Annotated in this window: 17 protein-coding genes, 2 tRNA genes and 2 pseudogenes; 11 read left to right on the plus strand and 10 right to left on the minus strand. The window is 48.8% G+C overall.

The window, feature by feature from the left end:
- Positions 1-81: 81 nt before the first annotated feature.
- Genes nrfD through HUN05_11550 form a run of 6 tightly spaced genes read right to left on the minus strand, consistent with a single transcriptional unit; the run spans position 82 to position 5,703 of the window.
- Entirely contained in the window at positions 82-1,239 is a 1,158-nt protein-coding gene (gene nrfD, locus HUN05_11525; GenBank protein WDP85682.1) for a polysulfide reductase NrfD, read from the minus strand.
- Positions 1,240-1,250: 11 nt separating this feature from the next.
- On the minus strand, positions 1,251-2,075 hold the full coding sequence (locus HUN05_11530) for a 4Fe-4S dicluster domain-containing protein (GenBank protein ID WDP85683.1): 825 nt from the start codon (positions 2,073-2,075) through the stop codon (positions 1,251-1,253).
- Positions 2,072-2,467 (minus strand): sulfate reduction electron transfer complex DsrMKJOP subunit DsrJ, encoded by a 396-nt coding sequence (dsrJ, locus tag HUN05_11535; protein WDP85684.1) that lies wholly within the window; start codon positions 2,465-2,467, stop codon positions 2,072-2,074. Before dsrJ ends, HUN05_11530 begins: the two co-directional genes overlap by 4 nt.
- Positions 2,460-4,127, minus strand: coding sequence for a (Fe-S)-binding protein (locus tag HUN05_11540; GenBank protein ID WDP85685.1), 1,668 nt, complete (start codon positions 4,125-4,127; stop codon positions 2,460-2,462). The genes dsrJ and HUN05_11540 overlap by 8 nt, the downstream gene beginning before the upstream one ends.
- 3 nt (positions 4,128-4,130) lie before the next feature.
- The gene (gene dsrM / locus HUN05_11545; protein WDP85686.1) at positions 4,131-5,138 is read right to left on the minus strand and encodes a sulfate reduction electron transfer complex DsrMKJOP subunit DsrM; all 1,008 of its coding nucleotides are present in this window, start codon (positions 5,136-5,138) and stop codon (positions 4,131-4,133) included.
- Between the two features lie 55 nt (positions 5,139-5,193).
- Positions 5,194-5,703 (minus strand): RsbRD N-terminal domain-containing protein, encoded by a 510-nt coding sequence (locus HUN05_11550; GenBank protein WDP85687.1) that lies wholly within the window; start codon positions 5,701-5,703, stop codon positions 5,194-5,196.
- A 330-nt stretch (positions 5,704-6,033) separates the two neighbouring features.
- Between HUN05_11550 and HUN05_11555 the strand changes: the two genes are divergently transcribed.
- Positions 6,034-6,558 carry an acyloxyacyl hydrolase gene (locus HUN05_11555; GenBank protein WDP85688.1) on the plus strand — a complete coding sequence of 175 codons (525 nt, stop codon included), beginning with the start codon at positions 6,034-6,036 and terminating at the stop codon, positions 6,556-6,558.
- A 173-nt stretch (positions 6,559-6,731) separates the two neighbouring features.
- Here the strand turns inward: HUN05_11555 and HUN05_11560 are convergent, their stop codons facing one another.
- Positions 6,732-7,385: a sulfotransferase gene (locus tag HUN05_11560; GenBank protein WDP85689.1), complete on the minus strand. Its 654-nt coding sequence runs from the start codon at positions 7,383-7,385 to the stop codon at positions 6,732-6,734.
- Between the two features lie 282 nt (positions 7,386-7,667).
- Here HUN05_11560 and HUN05_11565 point away from each other — a divergent pair.
- Positions 7,668-7,931 (plus strand): annotated as a pseudogene (locus HUN05_11565) (transposase).
- Positions 7,932-8,184: 253 nt separating this feature from the next.
- Here HUN05_11565 and HUN05_11570 read toward each other — a convergent pair.
- From HUN05_11570 to HUN05_11580, 3 genes are all read right to left on the minus strand, one after another.
- Complete coding sequence (locus tag HUN05_11570) at positions 8,185-8,592, minus strand: hypothetical protein (protein ID WDP85690.1); 408 nt, start codon at positions 8,590-8,592, stop codon at positions 8,185-8,187.
- A gap of 476 nt (positions 8,593-9,068) precedes the next feature.
- Positions 9,069-9,161, minus strand: a tRNA-Ser gene (locus HUN05_11575).
- 15 nt (positions 9,162-9,176) lie between these two features.
- A tRNA-Ser gene (locus HUN05_11580) sits at positions 9,177-9,264 on the minus strand.
- Between the two features lie 432 nt (positions 9,265-9,696).
- Here HUN05_11580 and HUN05_11585 point away from each other — a divergent pair.
- From HUN05_11585 to HUN05_11625, 9 genes and pseudogenes are all read left to right on the plus strand, one after another.
- Complete coding sequence (locus HUN05_11585; GenBank protein ID WDP85691.1) at positions 9,697-10,149, plus strand: hypothetical protein; 453 nt, start codon at positions 9,697-9,699, stop codon at positions 10,147-10,149.
- 6 nt (positions 10,150-10,155) lie between these two features.
- Positions 10,156-11,835: an arginine--tRNA ligase gene (locus tag HUN05_11590; GenBank protein ID WDP85692.1), complete on the plus strand. Its 1,680-nt coding sequence runs from the start codon at positions 10,156-10,158 to the stop codon at positions 11,833-11,835.
- Between the two features lie 6 nt (positions 11,836-11,841).
- Entirely contained in the window at positions 11,842-12,624 is a 783-nt protein-coding gene (locus HUN05_11595) for an SPOR domain-containing protein (GenBank protein WDP85693.1), read from the plus strand.
- Positions 12,621-12,908 carry an Asp-tRNA(Asn)/Glu-tRNA(Gln) amidotransferase subunit GatC gene (gene gatC / locus HUN05_11600; GenBank protein ID WDP85694.1) on the plus strand — a complete coding sequence of 96 codons (288 nt, stop codon included), beginning with the start codon at positions 12,621-12,623 and terminating at the stop codon, positions 12,906-12,908. Before HUN05_11595 ends, gatC begins: the two co-directional genes overlap by 4 nt.
- Positions 12,909-12,962: 54 nt before the next feature.
- Positions 12,963-14,438 (plus strand): Asp-tRNA(Asn)/Glu-tRNA(Gln) amidotransferase subunit GatA, encoded by a 1,476-nt coding sequence (gatA, locus tag HUN05_11605; protein ID WDP85695.1) that lies wholly within the window; start codon positions 12,963-12,965, stop codon positions 14,436-14,438.
- A 76-nt stretch (positions 14,439-14,514) separates the two neighbouring features.
- Positions 14,515-14,694, plus strand: coding sequence for a hypothetical protein (locus HUN05_11610; protein ID WDP85696.1), 180 nt, complete (start codon positions 14,515-14,517; stop codon positions 14,692-14,694).
- Between the two features lie 98 nt (positions 14,695-14,792).
- Positions 14,793-15,809 (plus strand): annotated as a pseudogene (gene mutL, locus HUN05_11615) (DNA mismatch repair endonuclease MutL).
- Positions 15,810-16,007: 198 nt separating this feature from the next.
- A complete protein-coding gene (locus tag HUN05_11620; GenBank protein WDP88039.1) occupies positions 16,008-16,814 on the plus strand; it encodes a hypothetical protein in 807 nt (268 codons plus the stop codon).
- A 150-nt stretch (positions 16,815-16,964) separates the two neighbouring features.
- Positions 16,965-18,608, plus strand: coding sequence for a hypothetical protein (locus HUN05_11625; GenBank protein ID WDP85697.1), 1,644 nt, complete (start codon positions 16,965-16,967; stop codon positions 18,606-18,608).
- The last annotated feature ends 104 nt before the right edge of the window (positions 18,609-18,712 follow it).

Raw genomic sequence — 18,712 nt, forward strand, 5'->3', positions numbered from 1 at the left:
TTGAGTCATAAATAAATAAAAAGGGGGCTTTTAAAAAAAAGCCCCCTTTGGGTATTACCTTAAGAGTTGCGGGTTAAAAAATTAACCGCGAACCTCTTCTTTAACTGTGGTTGCCAGTTTGAACAAAATGGTCAGTACAAAAAATCCCGTGGCGTATACGGCCAGGGAGATCATCATTTCTTTGCCGGTGGGGGCGTATTCCGTCACATGGTGCAGAGGCGAGGGAACAAAACCGCCGGCAATCATCCCTAAAGCCTTGTCAATCCAGGCACCAAAGAAAATCATGGCGCAGGTGATGGGCAGCAGGGTTTTGTTGTTTCTTAATTTTGGAATGATCAGGAAAATAGCACCCAGGGTCATCAGGGCCAGGGCAGACCACATCCAGGGAACCATCATGTTGTAACCGTGGTAGCCGAAGAGCAGGTAGCCGATATGGGCTTTATGACTCGGGATTCCTGAGTAGTAAACCACAAAACATTCACAGGCAAAGAAGAACAAATTGGCAATGATGGCCCAGCAGACAATTTTGGACAAGGTCTGAATGGCTTCCCAGCCCGGATCAAACTTGGTGAATTTTTTGATGATATAGCAGAGGATAATCAAAAATGCCGGACCCGCTGCAAAGGCAGAGGCCAGAAATCTGGGGGCCAAAATGGCGGTCAGCCAATAGCCGCGTCCCGGAAGGCCGCAGTAAAGATAGGCCGTGACCGTATGGATCCCAATGGCAAAGGGGATGGAAAGATAGACCAGCGGTTTGGTCCACCAGACCGGTTCCACCTGATTTCTCTCGGCTTCCAGCACCTTCCAGCCCACGACAATGTTCAAAAATAGATACCCGTTGAGAACAAGCATGTCATAAAAGAGCATGGAGTGGGGGGTGGGGTAGAGCAGCACATTGAGCATACGGATGGGCTGACCCAGATCGACCACGATGAACAACAGGCACATGATCAAGGAGGCCACGGCCAGAAATTCACCTAAAATGGTGATTCTGTGAAATTTTTCATAATTGTGAAGATAATAGGGAATGACAACCATAACCCCCCCTGCAGCCACGCCGACCAGGAAGGTGAAGTTGGCAATATAAAATCCCCAGGATACATCCCGGTTCATGCCGGTGATCTGCAGACCGTTCACGAACTGGTCAACATATACCAGGGCGCCTGCTCCCATGACGGCGAGCAGAAAGACTATCCATAACCAATAAGTTTTACTTCCTTTAATAGCTATCTCAAGCATACTCGCCTCTCTTAAACGATGTAGTAAACACTGGGCTCTGTGCCCAGGGATTGTTTACGTCTGATTGAATAATGTTCGTTAAGAAGTTCCCGGATTTCAGATTCGGGATCTTCCAGATCACCCACAACAATGGCACCTTCGCTGGCCTCTACACAATGGGGCTGCTCGCCTCTGGCCAGGCGTTCGGCGCACAGGTTGCATTTTTCAATCACCCCCTTGGTCCGTGTGGGGAAGTCCGGATCGGTTTCTTCGATAAACGGCCTTGGATCCCTGAAGTTGAAACTTCTGGATCCGTAAGGGCAGGCAGCCATACAGAACCTGCAGCCGATGCAGCGGTGATAGTCCATCAGAACAATCCCGTCTTCCCTTTTAAAGGTGGCCTGGGTGGGGCATGCCTGAACGCAGGGCGCCTCTTTGCAATGGTTGCAGGTGACCAGAAAGGGAAGATGTTTGAAACGTTCAGCTAAAAATTCATCTTCCTTGTCCGGAAAGGCAGAATGAAAATGTTCTTCCCAGATCCATTTGATATCCTGGTGGTGATTTACAGGACGGGTGTTGGGAAATTTTTCCTCGTCCACCTCATGGTTGAAATCCGGGACATTATGGGCTTTGTGGCAGGCCTCTCTGACGGCCTCGGCTACTTCTTCGTTCAGCTTGTTGGTATCAATTACCATGCCCCAGCGGTGGGCGTGAAGGGCTTCGTGGTTCTTGGCTTTCACCGCATGGGCCGCGCCATGAGAATCAGATGCGGCAAAGTTAATTGCCGGAGCAGCACCTATTCCAATGGCAGCAATCCCCGCTACTTTAAGAAAGCTTCTTCTGCTCTTTTCCATCATTGAATCTCCTTGGGGTTTGTGTGACATTCCCAGCAGTAGGGGCTGACAGACGCATAGTCATGGCAGGAATCACAGAATTTGGCTTTGTCTTCATGGCATCCCAGGCAGGAGTTATCACCTGTGGACAGACTCATATTAAAGGTATGTCCGTTGGCACCTGTGTATTTCCGGTCTGCATCTCTGACCACAGAATCCCGCCATTCATCCAAAAGGGACATGTGGTTGGCTCTCATCTCGTATTTGTCCAGGACGCATTTTTTTTCTGCCTTGGCTTTGCCCAAAAGTTCGGGTTTAGGAGCGGCCATGGTCTCGGTGGCCATATTAAACCAGAAGGGGGAGAGGACAGCGATAACAAAGACCGCAAGCCCGGCAATTATATAATTTTTACTCATCTGATTCCTCCTCCATGCCCGGTAAGGGTTCCATTCTCAGATCCTCGGTTCTGTCCTTTTCACCCGGGAGAATCAAGGCGTTGCCCACCAGTTCATGAACACCGTAAACTTCAGCCTCGGGCACCCAGTATTCGCAGAGAGTGGACAGGGCTGCCCTGTCAATGGCGCAGATGGTGGCCAGGGTGTTGACACCGTATTTTTCATGAACATGCTTGAGGGCATTGGCGCGGGGAAGCGCCCCTGCCATTCTCAGTTCCATGTTTTCACCGGCATTGAGACCGGCGCCTGAACCGCAGCAAAAGGTCTGCTCACGGATGGTGTTGGGCGGCATTTCATAGAAGTTGTCCACCACATTTTTGATCACGTACCTGGGTTCGTCCAAAAGGCCCATGCCCCGGGCCGGGTTGCAGGAATCGTGAAAGGTGACAATGCGATTTGCATTCCGGCTTTTGTCAAGTTCCAGCTTGCCGTGTTTGATCAAATCGGCGGTGAACTCAGTGATGTGGACCATCTTGGTGGAGGCGGCATTTTCAAATACCGTTCCTGTGATGGGGTTCACAGGGACCTCCATGAAATCGGCAGGGCCGTTCATGGTATCCATGTATTGGTGAATCACCCGCCACATATGGCCGCATTCCCCGCCAAGGATCCATTTGACGCCCAGGCGTTTGGCCTCGGCATACATTTTGGCGTTGAGCCGTTTCATGGTCTCATGGGAGGTGAAAAAACCAAAGTTTCCGCCCTCGGATGCATAGGTGGACCAGGTCACATCCAGTCCGTATTTGTCTTTGAGGTATTTGAACAGGATGAGATACCCTTGACAGGTGTAAGTGCCCGGATCGGCAAATACATCACCAGAGGGTGTGACAAAAAGGATGTCCGCCCCTTTTTTCTGGTAGGAGGGCTCACAGTTGACCCCTGTGATATCTTCAATATCCTCCACAAAGAAATCCAGCATGTCTTTAAAGGCATGGGGCTGAATCCCTAAATGGTTTCCGGTCTGGTAACAGTTGGAAACAGGCGTTGCGATCCAGTCAATGTTCAGGCCGATCAGATTTAAAAGTTCCCGGCCCATGATGGTGATTTCAGCCGTATCAATGCCGTAGGGGCAGAACACGGAACAGCGGCGGCACTCAGTGCACTGGAAAAAGTAGTACCACATCTCTTTGAGCACATCCAAATCCAGGTCACGGGCACCGTTGAGGCGCTGTCCGCCGGGCAGTTTTTTCAGGATCTTGCCGGCGGTGGTAAAATCATTCCTGTAGACGGACCTGAGCAGCTCGGCCCTGAGGACCGGCATGTTTTTAGGATCTCCTGTGCCCAAAAAAAAGTGGCATTTGTCAGCGCAGGCGCCGCAGCGGACACAGACATCCATGAAGATTTTAAAGGTCCGAAATTTCTCCAGCCGTTCCTTGATGCCATTGTGGAGAATTTCTTTCCAGTTTTCAGGAAGCTTCCAGTCGTCATCCAGGGGGTTCCATTCCCTGGCATTGGGCAGGCCAAGTGTTTCTACACTTTCAGGCTTTGCCGCATAACAGTACATCCCCGGTCTGATCTGAACGGACTTGGTGGTGTCCAGCCAGTTGGACGGCTCAGATGTGGACTTGGGAGCATAGTCTATTTTGTCTAATGCTTCATCCGGTGTAAGTTCGTCAACCATCTATTACTCCTTCTTATCCACCGGCAGCCCGGCTTCAATCATTTTTTCTCTGAAGTGATCTTCATACTGTTCATAGGTATGGATGTCCACATCATAGTTCCAGGGATTTACATGCCGTTTGGCCCGGGTGTTGTTGGCCATGTTTCTGGTGGGGCTCAAGAAGACCCCGCCCATGTGCATGAGCTTGGATGCCGGAAAATAGGCAAAAAGGACAGAGACCATGAATACATGGGCGTAAAACAGACCGCCCACCCCTTCGGGGATGACAGGGGCAAAGGTGACAAGGCCCATGGTCAGCTCTTTGATCCCGACGATGTCCACCTTGGTAAAATACCGCATGGAAATCCCGGTGGCAGCAATGCCGATGATCAAAAACAAGGGGAAATAATCCGCTGCCTGGGAAATATAGTTGACCTTTGCATCAAAGATTCTGCGCCCCAGAAGAAAAAGAGCGGCTGCCAAAAGAACCACACCGGAGATGAAAAGACCGGGAAGGCCGATTTGAACGATGCCGTCAGCGTACTCCAGCCATTTAAGGCAAGTGGGTACAGGAGATGTGAAAAACCTGAAATGCCTGAGCAGAACCACCAGAAAAGAATAATGGAAGGCCAGGGCCCCTAACCATAGGAAAATTTCCCAGGAATAGGAGAGCCTGTTGGATGCATTCCGGTTAAACGCGGCTTTTGTGTTCCGAAACAAAGATCTGAAAAGAAAAATTTCCAGAACCATGCGGACAAAAACGCCGGCTGATGTATTTGGATTGTCAATGCAGTTTTGTTTTACCCATGGCAGAGACTTCTGCTGGCCGCAGGTTGTCGGAATCCTGAACGGCACGGCAGATGATGCCCATCCCATGACTTTGAGAACAAAGCCGACGAGGAATGCAGCAACCGCCATGTAGGGAAAAACCACCCCAAAGACCACCTGAAGCCCTGCTCCCTCAACCCCTGTATAGGCCACTAGGAAAAGCAGAAAAACAGCTGTAAGGGGGATCAAGTACCTTTGATTCATGTTATAACCACCTCATTATTGTGTGTATGACCCGCCATTCACCGTATCATACATGTTAAGATTTGAAAGAGCCCAAAAGATCCTCTTCTTTAAGCTCCTTGACTAAACCTGCCCTTTCAAAGGCACTGTGGATGCGTCTCTTGCTTTCAGTGGCCTTTAAAAGGAAAAGATCTTGCTTACATTTTAATAGTTTATTGAACCCTGCCAGGGCAATGGCGTCCACCAGCCGGTCAAACTCTTTTGCATGAGACGGATCAATGATGTTTTCACCGATCTCTTTTAAGGCAAAGATAAAGCTGACCGCATCTGCTGCATCAAAGGACTGGACCGTCCGGATTCGGATCAAAGGATCAAGTGCTTGTTCAAGGCTTTCCCGGTCAAATTTACCCGTGATCAGGTTTAAGACATCTTCAAGGCCTTCCCGGGTGACCGCTCCCACAGGGTTGTCAAAGCGGTTGGCGTTTTTTCCCAGAATTTTTGCACTTTGGGCAGGGTAGGTGTCAATAGTCGCACGGAACCAGCGCTCAAGGATCTGGTCCCGATTCTTTTTAATTGTCTGTTTCAAATTTCTATATCTCAACTATTATATATATCAAAGGGTTGTCGTCTCAATTGTTAGATGGATATAAACTTCCTTCTATTTTATGTCAAGGATAAAGACGGTTTAGTTTCCAAATCCAAACCATTGGGCCCGATTGGGGTAAGCCTTTGACCCGGGCCGCTTGCCAAGTTCAGCACACCTGGATTCAAGGGGGCTTTTTGCCGGGTTGATCACCCAATGGTTTGCCCGGCTAAAACCCGTTTATTTTTTTAAGAAATGGTGTATGACCATTGTGAAAATAAAAAAAGATCCCTAGGGTTAGAATTTTAAAAGATGGTATTGGAAAGGAAAATAATGAAAAAATCGATTTTTGTACTTATCTGTCTGGTCTTTCTCAGCAGCAGTGTTATGGCTCAGGATTCTTCGGGGTTCGGGCTCTCCTTGGGTTACGGCCAGAGTCAGGACAATGTTGACATCTACCGCATCGGCCTGGTTAAAAAATGGGGGGTTACCTGGCTGAAAAACAGCACCGGATACCTGGACGGTTATTTTGAGCTTTCCTACAACCACTGGGACGGCGGGGATAAAAACATCAATGCCGTGGCCCTGTCTCCGGTTTTTTTATATGCTTTTAATCCCAATGACTCCAATTGGTACCCTTATATAGAGGGCGGCATCGGCATTGCCTATCTTGATGAGTATTTTATTAAGGACAGGAATCTGTCATCCAACCTCCAGTTTGAAGACCGGATCGGCCTGGGCCTGCGCTATGACAATTTTGATCTGAGTGCAAGGTATATGCATTATTCCAATGCCTCCTTAAAACAGCCCAACAACGGCATTGACATTTTTATCGGATCCCTTGCCTGGTATTTTTAAATCCGGGTGATCTAAAACGCGGTTTCTGTGCTGCTTAAAAATTTGAAAGGAAGTCCGGGCTTGGCCCGGGCTTCCTTTTTGGTTTTAGCCTGGCAGATTGGGTTTGCAGATTTGATAGGGCCGGCCCAAACGCACGGCCTATAAAGAAAAATGCCGGCGCCCGGATTCGGGCCTCATGCGTTATTTTTTGCGGGATTTATCCGGGGAGTTCGAATAAAATCTTCTCCGTTTTTCAGATTTTCTTGGAAGGCCTGGAGACCGCCAAATTCGATGATTTTTTCCAAAGAGGCTCTCTTGTTGTTCACAAAATCATGGTAACTGATTCCAAGAAAAGAAAGCTTATGCTCGATAAGGTCAATAAAGATTTTGTTATAAATGGATCTGGCGCCGAATGCACCATACAAGGGAGGCCAGTTCCGTCGCCGCCGGCAGGCTTCGATCTGCGTGAAATTTCGATGAACCAGAATTATTTTGGTTTTAAATACAGAGCAGATTTGGGGAAGGCAAATAGAGGCCAGGGGCATTTTTAAGGCAATGACTTTTGGGATTTTGTTGTTTTCAGTCCTGGTTTGCTGCTCAAGTGTTAACCGGTATTTTTTCAATGCAGGGATAAATTTATTTTGATAATTATCCTTGTGCTTTAAGGTTGCCTCATCCACGTAGGCATGAATCAGGTTCCGAAATGACATCAGCTCAAAGGTGTTTTTTGTTTTTGGATCCGAAGATTCAAAATAGGGCCCCAAAGTCTGAACCCCCATGCTGTTCAGTGCGCCGATAACGGCAGTGGTCCCGCTTCCCCACGAACCTGCAATTAGAATTAATTTCATTAAAATTATGTCTCTTGGCTGTCAGATTGGCCTTAATATCGGTCGGTATTCGGTTAATTCACTTGGGATATATATCAAAAAGAATCAAAAAAACGGAATTATTTTTTTGATTCTTTGTTGTTTGGGCATGAAAAAAAGGAAACCGGTGACGGGTTAAAAAAGATTTGATTTCCTTAAAACAAAAAAGGGCATTCAAAGCCAGGCTTTTTATTTCCTTTTCAGTTGATGCTGGCGGAGAATTTTGAACGCCCTCTAAAATCCTGGCGGAACAACTGGGAACGCCTCAGTCATTTCTTTAAATATCCAGAAGAGATTCGACGGATAATATACACCACAAATACCATTGAGGCTGTGCATCGACAGTTTCGAAAACTGACCAAAACAAAGGGATCATTCCCGAACCAGGACAGCCTGTTAAAGCTACTTTACATGGGGATCCAGAACGCCAGTAAAAAATGGACAATGCCGATTCAAAATTGGTCACTGACAATTTCCCAGTTGGCAATTTTCTTTGAAGGCCGGCTGGATAAAGAGCTGGGAATTTGATAGGGATTTATTTACAGATGGAAAAGATGGTTCCAGGAACTCCACTCCAGCAAAAGTCAACTCCTCCGACGTGGCTGATTGAAGGCCCATTCTCGGACCTGACTTTTACTTCCGCTGGCGCTGAGGCAGATCCGGGAACCGAAACCGTGACACAGAATTCTGAACATTCCCTTCGTAAAATTGAATATCAGAGTCTGAAACCCCCGTCATTAAGTTGTGTCTTATCGAAACCCACAGAAACGATTCGGTCACACTATTCAACATGGTAAGTCTGGTAACCAAAGGATTCCAGCCAGCTTTTTGCATCGTTAATGGTCTCAAACATCTTTGTGATATGCTTTTGGTGCTCGTTTATCACGTTAGTATTTTGCCACTTTTTAACTTCGGATTGACCAACCACAACTGCATGATGGGTAATACCAATTGTAAACTTAGAGACAGCGAAGTCGAGAATTAAACGTTCTGTTGACGGTGTCGCTAAGCCCCATTCTAAATTATTCACTAAAAAAGCAAATGATTTGCCTTGATACCTCTTTTTGAATATTCTGATAACATCATCTAAAAAGTCTTTTGTAACCTTGTCATCCCATGCGAAAAAACATTGAATATAAATTAACCCAGGATAGGTCTTAATATTATAAAAGTTCTTTTTGACTTCCATATGACAATTGGTATCATAGCGTATCCGTGCTGTAAACCCCGGGTCATATTATGAACACCAACGCGGACGAGCCTTTTGCGACTGTATATTGTGTGAATTGCGGTGTTACTTTAGGAGAAAGAATCATTTTAGGTCTCAAGGTGGTCTGTCCTAAATGTTCAGTTTTTCAACAAGAATTTTGATGGTTGCAGTATTAAGAGTTTTAGTTCGTGCTATGTTAATCAATCCCCTCAATTTATATGCCAATACGGGCGCAACTGAGTTTTGCGTATTTGTAGTCACTGGTAGCCAAGGATCGCTTGATTTTTCGGCAGCCGAAGACCATACGAACATCAGAAGAAATTTTCAACCTAAAACAATAGATGTGATATACATGAACACCTCCGCTCCGGTGTATCTGAAAGTGTATCACTTGAGGGTGTATAGACTGTCTTGAAAATAGAAAAGGCCCATGAATAGGGCCCCTCAGGTAATGCTGGCGGAGAAGGAGAGATTCGAACTCTCGGTACAAGTTTCCCCATACACTCGCTTAGCAGGCGAGCACCTTCAGCCAGCTCGGTCACTTCTCCGCAAGTTGTTATTTTTGGCGGAGGAGGTAGGATTCGAACCCACGAAGCTTTGACGCTTAACGGTTTTCAAGACCGCCGCCTTCAGCCACTCGGCCACTCCTCCCAAAATAACCAGCGCAATATATCATCTTGTTTTGGGTTGGTCAATACAAAACCGTGGAAAGATCAGGCCAGGGCAAATAAAATTTATAAAATACCCAAGGCCATGATGCGACCCTGTCTTGCCCCCAGGGAAGCACAAAAAAAATGGGATAAAGGATGAACGCCTTTGTTAATTTTTTGCCATAGGCAACCCAATACATTTTTCTCAATATTTGGATCCATGGCGGTGTTTAACCTGTCTGCTTTTTTTAAACCCAAGGCCCTGACCGAATCTTGTGGTGCAGCCTGTCCTGATGTCTTGGCCTTGGCCATGAGTCTGAAACCGTGGCGGTTTTTAAAGGATTCGGGCTGGGATAAGTTTAAATCATTGACATGGAAAGCAGTTGAGCTATATTAAGAGGTTTTAGGTCAATGAATTTAATAGGAGACAAGAATGAAACAGAAAATCAGGTTTGAAAAGAACATCAAGGACGGGATTCTCACGATTCTGGAGTCCAGCGAGGTTGATCCCGGCGTGGTCCAGCCCTTGCTTGAAGAAGAATATGAGCTCGAAGAGATGGTCCAGGCCTCCAAAGAAGGCGTAGACGCATTTATTGCCAAGCTGCGCCGTAAAAGTTTTTTCCCTGCAAGGGATCTGTCTGAAAAACTTTTTGATGCGACCAAGGAGTTTTTGACGGACGCTTCCGCTGAAAAGCTGGTGATTGATTATAATGACACCGAAGCCTTTCCCGGAGAAGAGGATTTCCGCCTAGAAGACGATGATGTGGAACTGGATGCCATTCTTGATGAAGACGGGGATACCAAGGAAGATGAAATCAAGGAAATTGATTCTGAAGATGATACCCCGAAATTCACTCCTGAAGATACTTCTGAACACGAGAATTAGACTTTTATGAAAACAAAAATCAGAGAAATGGTGCTTGGCGCGGCCTTGCATGCATTTGAACAGGGACTTTTGCCTTCGGACCTTGTGCCTGAAATGGAGATCGAAACCCCAAAGCACGAAGGTCAGGGGGATTTTTCAACCAACTTTGCCATGGTCTCTGCCAAGAATCAGAAAATGGCGCCCCGAAAAATTGCCCAGGCTGTTGTGGATTCAATGGCCTACAAGGGCGGCATGGACAAGGTCATTGAAAAGGTGGAGATTGCCGGGCTCGGGTTTATTAATTTCTTTTTGTCTGCCAAGGCATGGCATCCGGTGATTGACCAGGTCCTGAAAGAGGATGAGCGATTTGGCGCCTCGGATATGGGGAAAAAGGAAAAGGTTCAGGTTGAATTTGTCTCTGCCAATCCTACAGGCCCCCTTCACGTGGGGCATGGCCGTGGTGCTGCCGTGGGAGATTCCGTCGGTAATATCCTTTCCTTTGCCGGGTTTGATGTTCAAAAAGAGTATTATATCAATGATTCAGGCCGGCAGATCCGTACCCTGGGCACCTCGGTCTGGCTTCGGCTTTTACAGGGCCAGGGCCGGGAGGTCACATTTCCTGAAGATTGCTACCAGGGCGATTATATAAAGGACCTTGCCCAAAAGGTGTTGGACGAAGAGGGCAGCGCCCTTTTGGAGATGGAAGAGGCCCAGGGTATTGATGTCTGTGCCAGGTTTGCCGCCCAAAAAATTCTTGGCGGGATCCGGGCGGATCTTGAGGATTTCGGGGTGATATTTGACCATTGGTTCAGCGAGCAAAGCCTTTACGATTCCGGCCGGGTGCCCGCTGCCATTGAAAGCTTTAAAGATAAAGACCTGATCTATGAAAAGGACGGGGCCCTCTGGTTTCGGACCGAAGATTTTGGGGATGAAAAAGACCGGGTGGTGGTGAGAAACAACGGGCTGACCACCTATTTTGCCTCGGACATCGCCTATCATGATGAAAAATACGAGCGGGGGTTTGACCGGGTCATTGATGTCTGGGGCGCGGATCATCACGGATATATCAAGCGGATCGATGCCGCCGTTGTGGCCACGGGCCGGAAAAGCGAACAATTTGAGGTGATCCTGGTCCAGTTGGTCAACCTGCTTCGAAACGGCAGCCCCGTGCAGATGTCCACCAGGGCCGGGGAATTTGTCACCCTCAAGGATATTGTGGACGAGGTGGGCAGGGATGCGGCAAGGTTCATGTTTTTAAGCCGGAGCTATGATTCCGGCCTGGATTTTGACCTGGAGCTGGCCAAGGAGAAAAGCTCGGATAATCCTGTGTACTACGTTCAATACGTTCATGCCCGGATCACGGGAATTCTTGTCAAGGCAAAGCAAGAGGGACTGATAGAGGATATTGAGTTTTCTTCGGGCCGGTATTTATCCCGCCTTGTTCAGGATGAAGAGTTGAATCTGATTAAGCAAATGGCCGGGTTTCAAGAACAGGTGGAAAAAAGTGCTGCCACCCTTCATCCCCATGTGATTTTTACCTATCTTTTGTCTTTGGCATCGGCATTTCATGCCTATTACAACAAGCATAAGGTGATTACCGAAGATGTTGAGCTGTCCAATTCAAGGCTCAGCCTTGTTCTGGCCGTGAAAAAAGTCATTCGAAACGGTCTTGCACTTTTGGGCGTATCTGCACCGGAAAGAATGTAACCCATCGTGGTCAAAGGCATTATAAAATACGGGCTTTATTTTTTTGCAGGGCTTTGGATCTTTATTCTGGGTGTGATGGTGGGCCGTGGAAACCCACCGTTCAGTTTTGATACCAGAGGATTTCAGGCTCGACTGGAAACCATTGCCAAGGCGTCTGGAAGTCGAGCGCCTGCCGGTGAAAAAATGGATCTTAAATTTTATGATGCCCTGAACAATCCGGTCCGCCACGAGGTGAAGGGGCGGCCTGAAAAATCAGGAGAAATTATTCCCTCCACTGAAAAGCCGATGCCTGTCCGGCCCAGGGCGGCTGACCAGGCGATTCTTGTCAAGCTGAGCCGAAAAAAAGCCACCCTGAATCGGGGGGCCGGATCAGGGCAGGCCTTTCAAGAACAAATTAAATCAAAAAAAACGCCTGTTAAAACCGGAATTAAACCCGTAAAAAAACCTATTGTTTCAAAAAAGAGTCCTTTGCCTGAAAAATCATCACAACCTTTAAAAACAGCCCAAAAAGAAGATCCCCGGGCGGTTGAAGCCCGAAAAACCCAATCTAAGGGAGGGTACACCATCCAGGTGGCGGCTTATAAGGCCTTTAAAGATGCGGTCACCCACATGGCAGCCCTGGAAAAAAAAGGGGTGGCCTCCTATCGGGTCCGGGGCAAAAAGGACGGGAAAACCTGGTACCGGGTGAGGACCGGGGCCTTTGCCGATTATGATACGGCAGCCGCCCGGCTTAAAGAGTTAAAACAGGCAAAGATAGACGGCATGATCATTAAAAAGGAAGAAAGATGAAGATATCAAAGGATGAAATTGAGAAGATTGCCCTTCTGGCCCGTCTGGACATTGACGAAGATCTCAAGGAGACCTTGTCCGGCCAGTTGAGCCATATCCTGGATTATATTGATACCCTGCAGTCTGTGGATGTTGACGGGGTGACCCCGGTCTCTGGTGCGGCCTTTATGAACAATGTGCTCAGGGAGGATGAGGTCGTGCCTTCTCCAGGCCCTGATGTCACCCTGGCCAATGCCCCGGAACGGGATGATGATTTTTATGTGGTGCCCAGGGTGGTAAAATAAAGGATCGGGCAGACTGTTGTTTTTTGTTCAAAGATTATAATTTAAGGATAGACCATGGATTTACATACACTGACCATTGCCCAGGCCCAAAAACTTTTGTCTGACAAGGCAATCTCCTCGGTTGAGCTGACAGCCGCCCTTTTAGAGCGGATCAATGCCCATGACAAACGCATTGGCGCTTTTATCACCGTGGACCCGGAATCTGCCCTGGCCCAGGCCAGGGCGGCAGATGAGCAAATTGCCAAACAGGATCAAAAAACCTTTACAGGGATTCCTTTGGCCTTAAAAGACCTGCTGTGTACCCAGGGGGTGAAAACCACCTGCGGATCCAAAATCCTGAAAGACTTTGTGCCCGAGTACAATGCCACGGTGGTGGAAAAGATCAACCGTGAAAACGGGGTGATCCTGGGCAAGACCAATCTGGATGAATTTGCCATGGGCTCTTCCACTGAAAATTCCGCGTTCAAGCTTACCCGGAATCCCTGGAACCTGGACCATGTGCCAGGGGGGTCTTCTGGCGGTTCTGCCGCGGCTGTGGCTGCCCAGTTCTGCTCTGCCTCTCTGGGCACGGACACGGGCGGTTCCATCCGCCAGCCCGCCTCCCATTGCGGGGTGGTGGGGCTTAAACCCACCTATGGGCGGGTTTCCAGGTTCGGCCTTGTCTCCTATGCCTCTTCCCTGGACCAGATCGGCCCCATTACAAGGGATGTAAAAGACAGCGCCTTGATGATGAATTTGATCTGCGGCCATGATCCCAAGGATTCCACTTCCGCGCCCAGGGATGTTCCGGATTTTACAAAGGGTATTGAAGATTTTAAACGCAAGGGGTTAAAGGGAATGACCGCAGGGATCCCCAAAGAATTTTCAAGCCTTGAGGGCATTGATCCCGAAGTCATGGCAGCCTTTGAATCTGCCAAAGAGGTGTTGGCCGATCTGGGGGTGAAGATCAAGGAGGTCTCCCTTGCCCATACCGATTATGTGGTGGCCGCCTATTATATTATTGCCCCCTGTGAAGCCAGCGCCAATCTGGCACGGTTTGACGGGGTGAGATACGGATTCAGGGACAAATCCCAGGATGATCTTATTGAAATGTACAAGAAAACCAAATCCCAGGGGTTCGGCCTTGAGGTCCAGCGCAGGATTATCATCGGCACCTATGCCCTGTCTGCCGGATATTATGATGCCTATTACGGACGGGCCTCCCAGGTCAGGGCCTTGATCATGGATGATTTTGCCCGGGCCTTTGAAAGTTGCGACATTATTCTTTCGCCTGTGGCGCCCACCCCGGCCTTTAAGATTGGAGAGAATACTGAAGATCCTCTGACCATGTATTTGAGTGATATCTTTACCCTGTCTGCCAATATGGCCGGAGTTCCCGGGATTTCCGTTCCCGGGGGGATTTCAGCCAAAGGCCTGCCCATGGGCATTCAGATGATGGCCAGGCATTTTGACGAGCTTTCCTTGATCCGGGCGGGGTTTGGGTTTGAACAGGCCATGGGCCTTGATCGCACCCTGCCTGAATTGGGATAGCCCGCTTTAGCGCCTTGCAGCTAAAGCAAGTAGAACCGTGAAATATGCGGGATAGACAACCCTTTAAGGAGAAATTATGAGTACCCAGCCCCAGGGGGATGCATTAAAAAAAGCCATTCAATGGATTTCAGAACAGAGAAAAGAGGATCCTTTAAAAACGCCGGCGGCCCTGGCGGATCAGGCAGGGTTCAAGTTTGATTTGAGCCCCAAGGACAGTGAGTTTCTGCTCCGTTTTGTTCGTGAAGACAAGGCTTAATAACCGGAAAACCATTTTTAAAAGGGCGTTTGCTGGCCTTTTTATGCCCTAAGCCCGGGCAAAAATAATATCGGCTTGCCTTTAAGGATACCCCTTGCATGAGAAAGATTCGAATTCTTCCCGAGATCCTTTCCAACCAGATTGCCGCAGGAGAAGTGGTCCAGCGGCCGGTTTCCGTGGTCAAAGAGTTGGTTGAAAACAGCATGGACGCAGGCGCGGACAGGATTACCGTGGAAATTGAAAACGGGGGTAAATCCTTGATCCGGGTCTCTGACAACGGTGCAGGCCTTGACCGGGACCAGGCCATGCTGGCCATTGAGCGGTATGCCACCTCCAAGATCTATGAAAAAGAGGATTTGTTCTCCATTTCAAGTTTCGGGTTCAGGGGGGAGGCTTTGCCCTCCATTGCCTCTGTGTCCAGGTTTACCCTGGTTTCAAGGCCGAAAGACCTTGATGCGGGCACCCGGATTGATATCAACGGGGGCCGCCTTGCCAAGGTTGCCGATACCGGGGCTCCTCCCGGCACCATGGTCGAGGTCAGGCAATTGTTTTTCAACACCCCGGTCAGGAGAAAATTTTTAAAGGCCCAGTCCACGGAAAACAGCCATGTTTCAGATGCTGTATCAGGCCTTGCTTTAGGTAATCCTGACATTGGATTTCGCTTGTTTCTCAATAAAAAACTGGTGAAAAACTTTCCCCCGTCACAGGATTTGATCACCCGGGCCGGCATGGTCCTGGGCCGGGATGCCGCAGGCCACCTTTACCCTTTGGACGGCCGGGAAGATCAGATCCGGATTTCAGGAGTCTGTGCCAATCCCCAGGTCACCCGGAGCACGGCCAATCGAATCTATTTGTTTGTCAACAACCGCCTGGTCCATGACAGGGGCATTGTTGCCGCAATTTTCAGGGGATTTCGGGGCCGGATCATGAAGGGCCGTTTTCCTTTGGCCGTGGTCTGCGTGAGTCTGCCCTATGACCAGGTGGATGTGAATGTTCACCCGTCCAAGCGGGAGATTAAATTTTTAAACCCCCAGCCTGTGTATGATACTCTTGCCCGCACCGTCTCTTGTGCCCTCTCAGATGCCCAGACCGATCCTCTGGCATATTCTGCCTCCGCATCCTTTGCCCCGACGTTTTTGCAAAAAAAATATCAGCAAGAGGGCCAACAGGGATATCAAAAAGAGAATCAACCGGAGGAAAAAGAGAATTGTTTTTCCACGAGCACTGATCCTGGAAGCAAGTCAAATCCAGGCAGAGAGGCGCAGTTTCCGGAATCCGTTGGTAAGCCCTCTTTTTCTGTGGCCCAGGACAAAATGGGATGGGACCAAGCGCCAGGACAACAAGCGCCAGGACAAAAAGAAGCAACTCAAAAAGAGACAGGGCAAAATTCAGCCTACCCAGGAGAGATGACAGCCTCTGAACGGCCTCCGGTTTTGGGGAACAAAGAGGTTGAATCTTACCATGGAACACCTTTTCGGGAAATGGGGCCAAGCCCTGCGAAACCTCAAGTGCCCTGTGATGCCTTGATCTCTCCGGGCCGGGATGAATTTAAGGTGCTGGGCCAGGTTCTCAACACCTATATTGTGGTGGAAAAGGAGAATCATCTGGTCCTGGTGGACCAGCATGCCGCCCATGAGCGCATTGTTTACGAAGCCCTTAAAAAACGGCATAAAACCATACGGGTTCAAAGCCAGACCCTGATGGTACCTGAAATTATCGATCTCACCCACAAAGAGGCAGACATTTTGGACCACGCCCTGGAAACCTTTGCCGGCCTTGGGCTTGAAATTGCCCGGTTTGGAGGGGAAAGTTTTGTGATCAAGGCGGTGCCTGTGCTGGTGGAAGAAAAAGCGGTCAAAGAGATGGTTTTGGAGATGGTCGAGCAGATCAGCGCTGCCAAGGGTGGCGGCGGGGAAGAAAACTGGCTGGATCACTGTCTTGTCACCATGGCCTGCCACAGGGCGGTTCGGGCAAACCAGGCAATGAATCCGGCAGAAATGAAAACCCTGATTGCAGATCTCATGGATTGTGAAAATCCCATGCATTGTCCCCATGGTCGGCCCATCCTGGTTTCCTTTGATCAGCGGCAACTGGAAAAGCTGTTCAAAAGACTTGTGTGATCCAGGGGAATAAGATATATAATCCGTTACATTTTTTAACGATTTCATGCTTGCGTGGAATGAATATTATCAATAGAAATGCACGACAGGGCAGGGGAGTGACTCCGCTTATCCTGTGATTTTTATGACCTTTAGGTGTAAGGAAAATTTATGTTTAGATCCAGGCAGACAACATCTGTAAACAGGCTGGTCATTGCGGCTCTGATCCTTTTTGTTACGCTGGCAAATGCCGGAATCGGGATGTGTGCCCCCCCTAAAACCGTGGCGGTCTTCCCCTTTGAGATGAATTCCCCCCAGGGTCTTGGATTCCTGCAGAACGGGCTGTTTTCAATGCTCTCTTCACGCCTGTCAGATGCCGGCAAGGTGGATGTCCTTGACCGGGAAACCGTGGATCAGGCCCTGGCAAAGGCCCAGACCTCAGAGGCCACCAAGGGAAATCTCAACGAGACCAAGGCCAGGCTGATCGGTGCCCAGATGGGGGTTGATTTTGTGCTCTTCGGCAGCCTGACCAATTTTGGTGAGAGCGTGAGCCTGGATGCCTCCATGGTGGATGTGACCGGAGAAAAAGAGACCCTTGCCTTTTTTGAGCAGAGCAATGCAATGGGAGACGTTATTCCCCTGGTCAACACCTTTGCAGGGGATATCAACCAAAAGGTCTTTAACCGCAGGATCAACAATGAGCTTTATGTTCAGCCCGGACCCGAGCAAGCACCTGCCCCGGGTGGGTTCCAATATGCCGGCGGTGCCGGAGTCTACGGCGGCGGGATGATGGCAATGCAGGGAAGCCAGGGGTTTGCCACCCATTTGAAGTATGATGGAATCATTACCGCCATGGCCATTGGCGACCTGAACAAAGACGGGGTTCAGCAGGTCGTGGCTGCCACGGATTTTAAGCTGCTGATTTACACCCTTAAAAATGCCATTTTAACCCTTGACCAGACCTTGGAATATAAATCCTATATCCGCATTGTCAGCCTGGATATTGCCGATATCAACGGCAATGGATATCCTGAAATTTTTGTTTCCGCCACAACCGTTCACCGGGAAAATCTGGCCTCGTTTATTGTGGAGTACAACGGCAGTGCCTACACCACCCTGGTTGAAGATGAGTCTGAGTACTACCGGGTGATGCCTACCCCTGAAAAAACCCAGGTGCTCATGTCCCAGGACAAGGGGCGCGATCCTTTCAACGGGCGGATCCACATCATGACGGCCAACGGGGATACCTATTCAAAGGAAAAACGGATCAGAATGCCCAGGGGGGCCTCTGTCCTTTCCATGACCCGGGGACCTGCCACGGATGAAGACAACTTTCAATATGTCTATATCAATGAAAACAACCGGCTGATCGTGGCCAGTGACTCAGGCTCCCTGGTCTGGGAAAGCACCAAAAAATACGGGCTGACCAATAACGTATGGCTCATGCCTACCGGCGGCGCAGGCCAGACCTATAGAGAGAGAAAGTATTATCACCCCAGAACCCTGTTTTATGATGTGGGCGCAGACAAGACAAATGAAGTTGTTGTGGTCAAAAACCAAGAAGCCGGCGGCGGTAATTTTGGCCAGTATAAGCGCTTTACCGAAGGCCATATCGAGGTGATGAAATGGAATGGGATGGCCCTGGCCCCGGTATTTCAAACCATGCCCGTTCAGGGCTGGATTTCGGATTTTGCCTTTGCCGATCTTGACGGGGACGGTGAAGAGGAAATGGTGGTCTCTGTGGTGAGCCGGAGCAAACTGGCTATTTTAGCCAAAGACAAGTCATCAAATATCATTTCCTATAAATTAAAATAGCAGTTGCAAGTTTAAAAATAAGTTGACAAAGTATGGAAAATAGCTTTTAACTTGTGTTTAATTATGGTGGAGTCCCTTTAAAAGGAGGGGGTTTCACATGTTTC

The sequence above is a fragment of the Desulfobacter sp. genome (assembly GCA_028768545.1).
In the GTDB taxonomy this organism is placed as follows: domain Bacteria; phylum Desulfobacterota; class Desulfobacteria; order Desulfobacterales; family Desulfobacteraceae; genus Desulfobacter.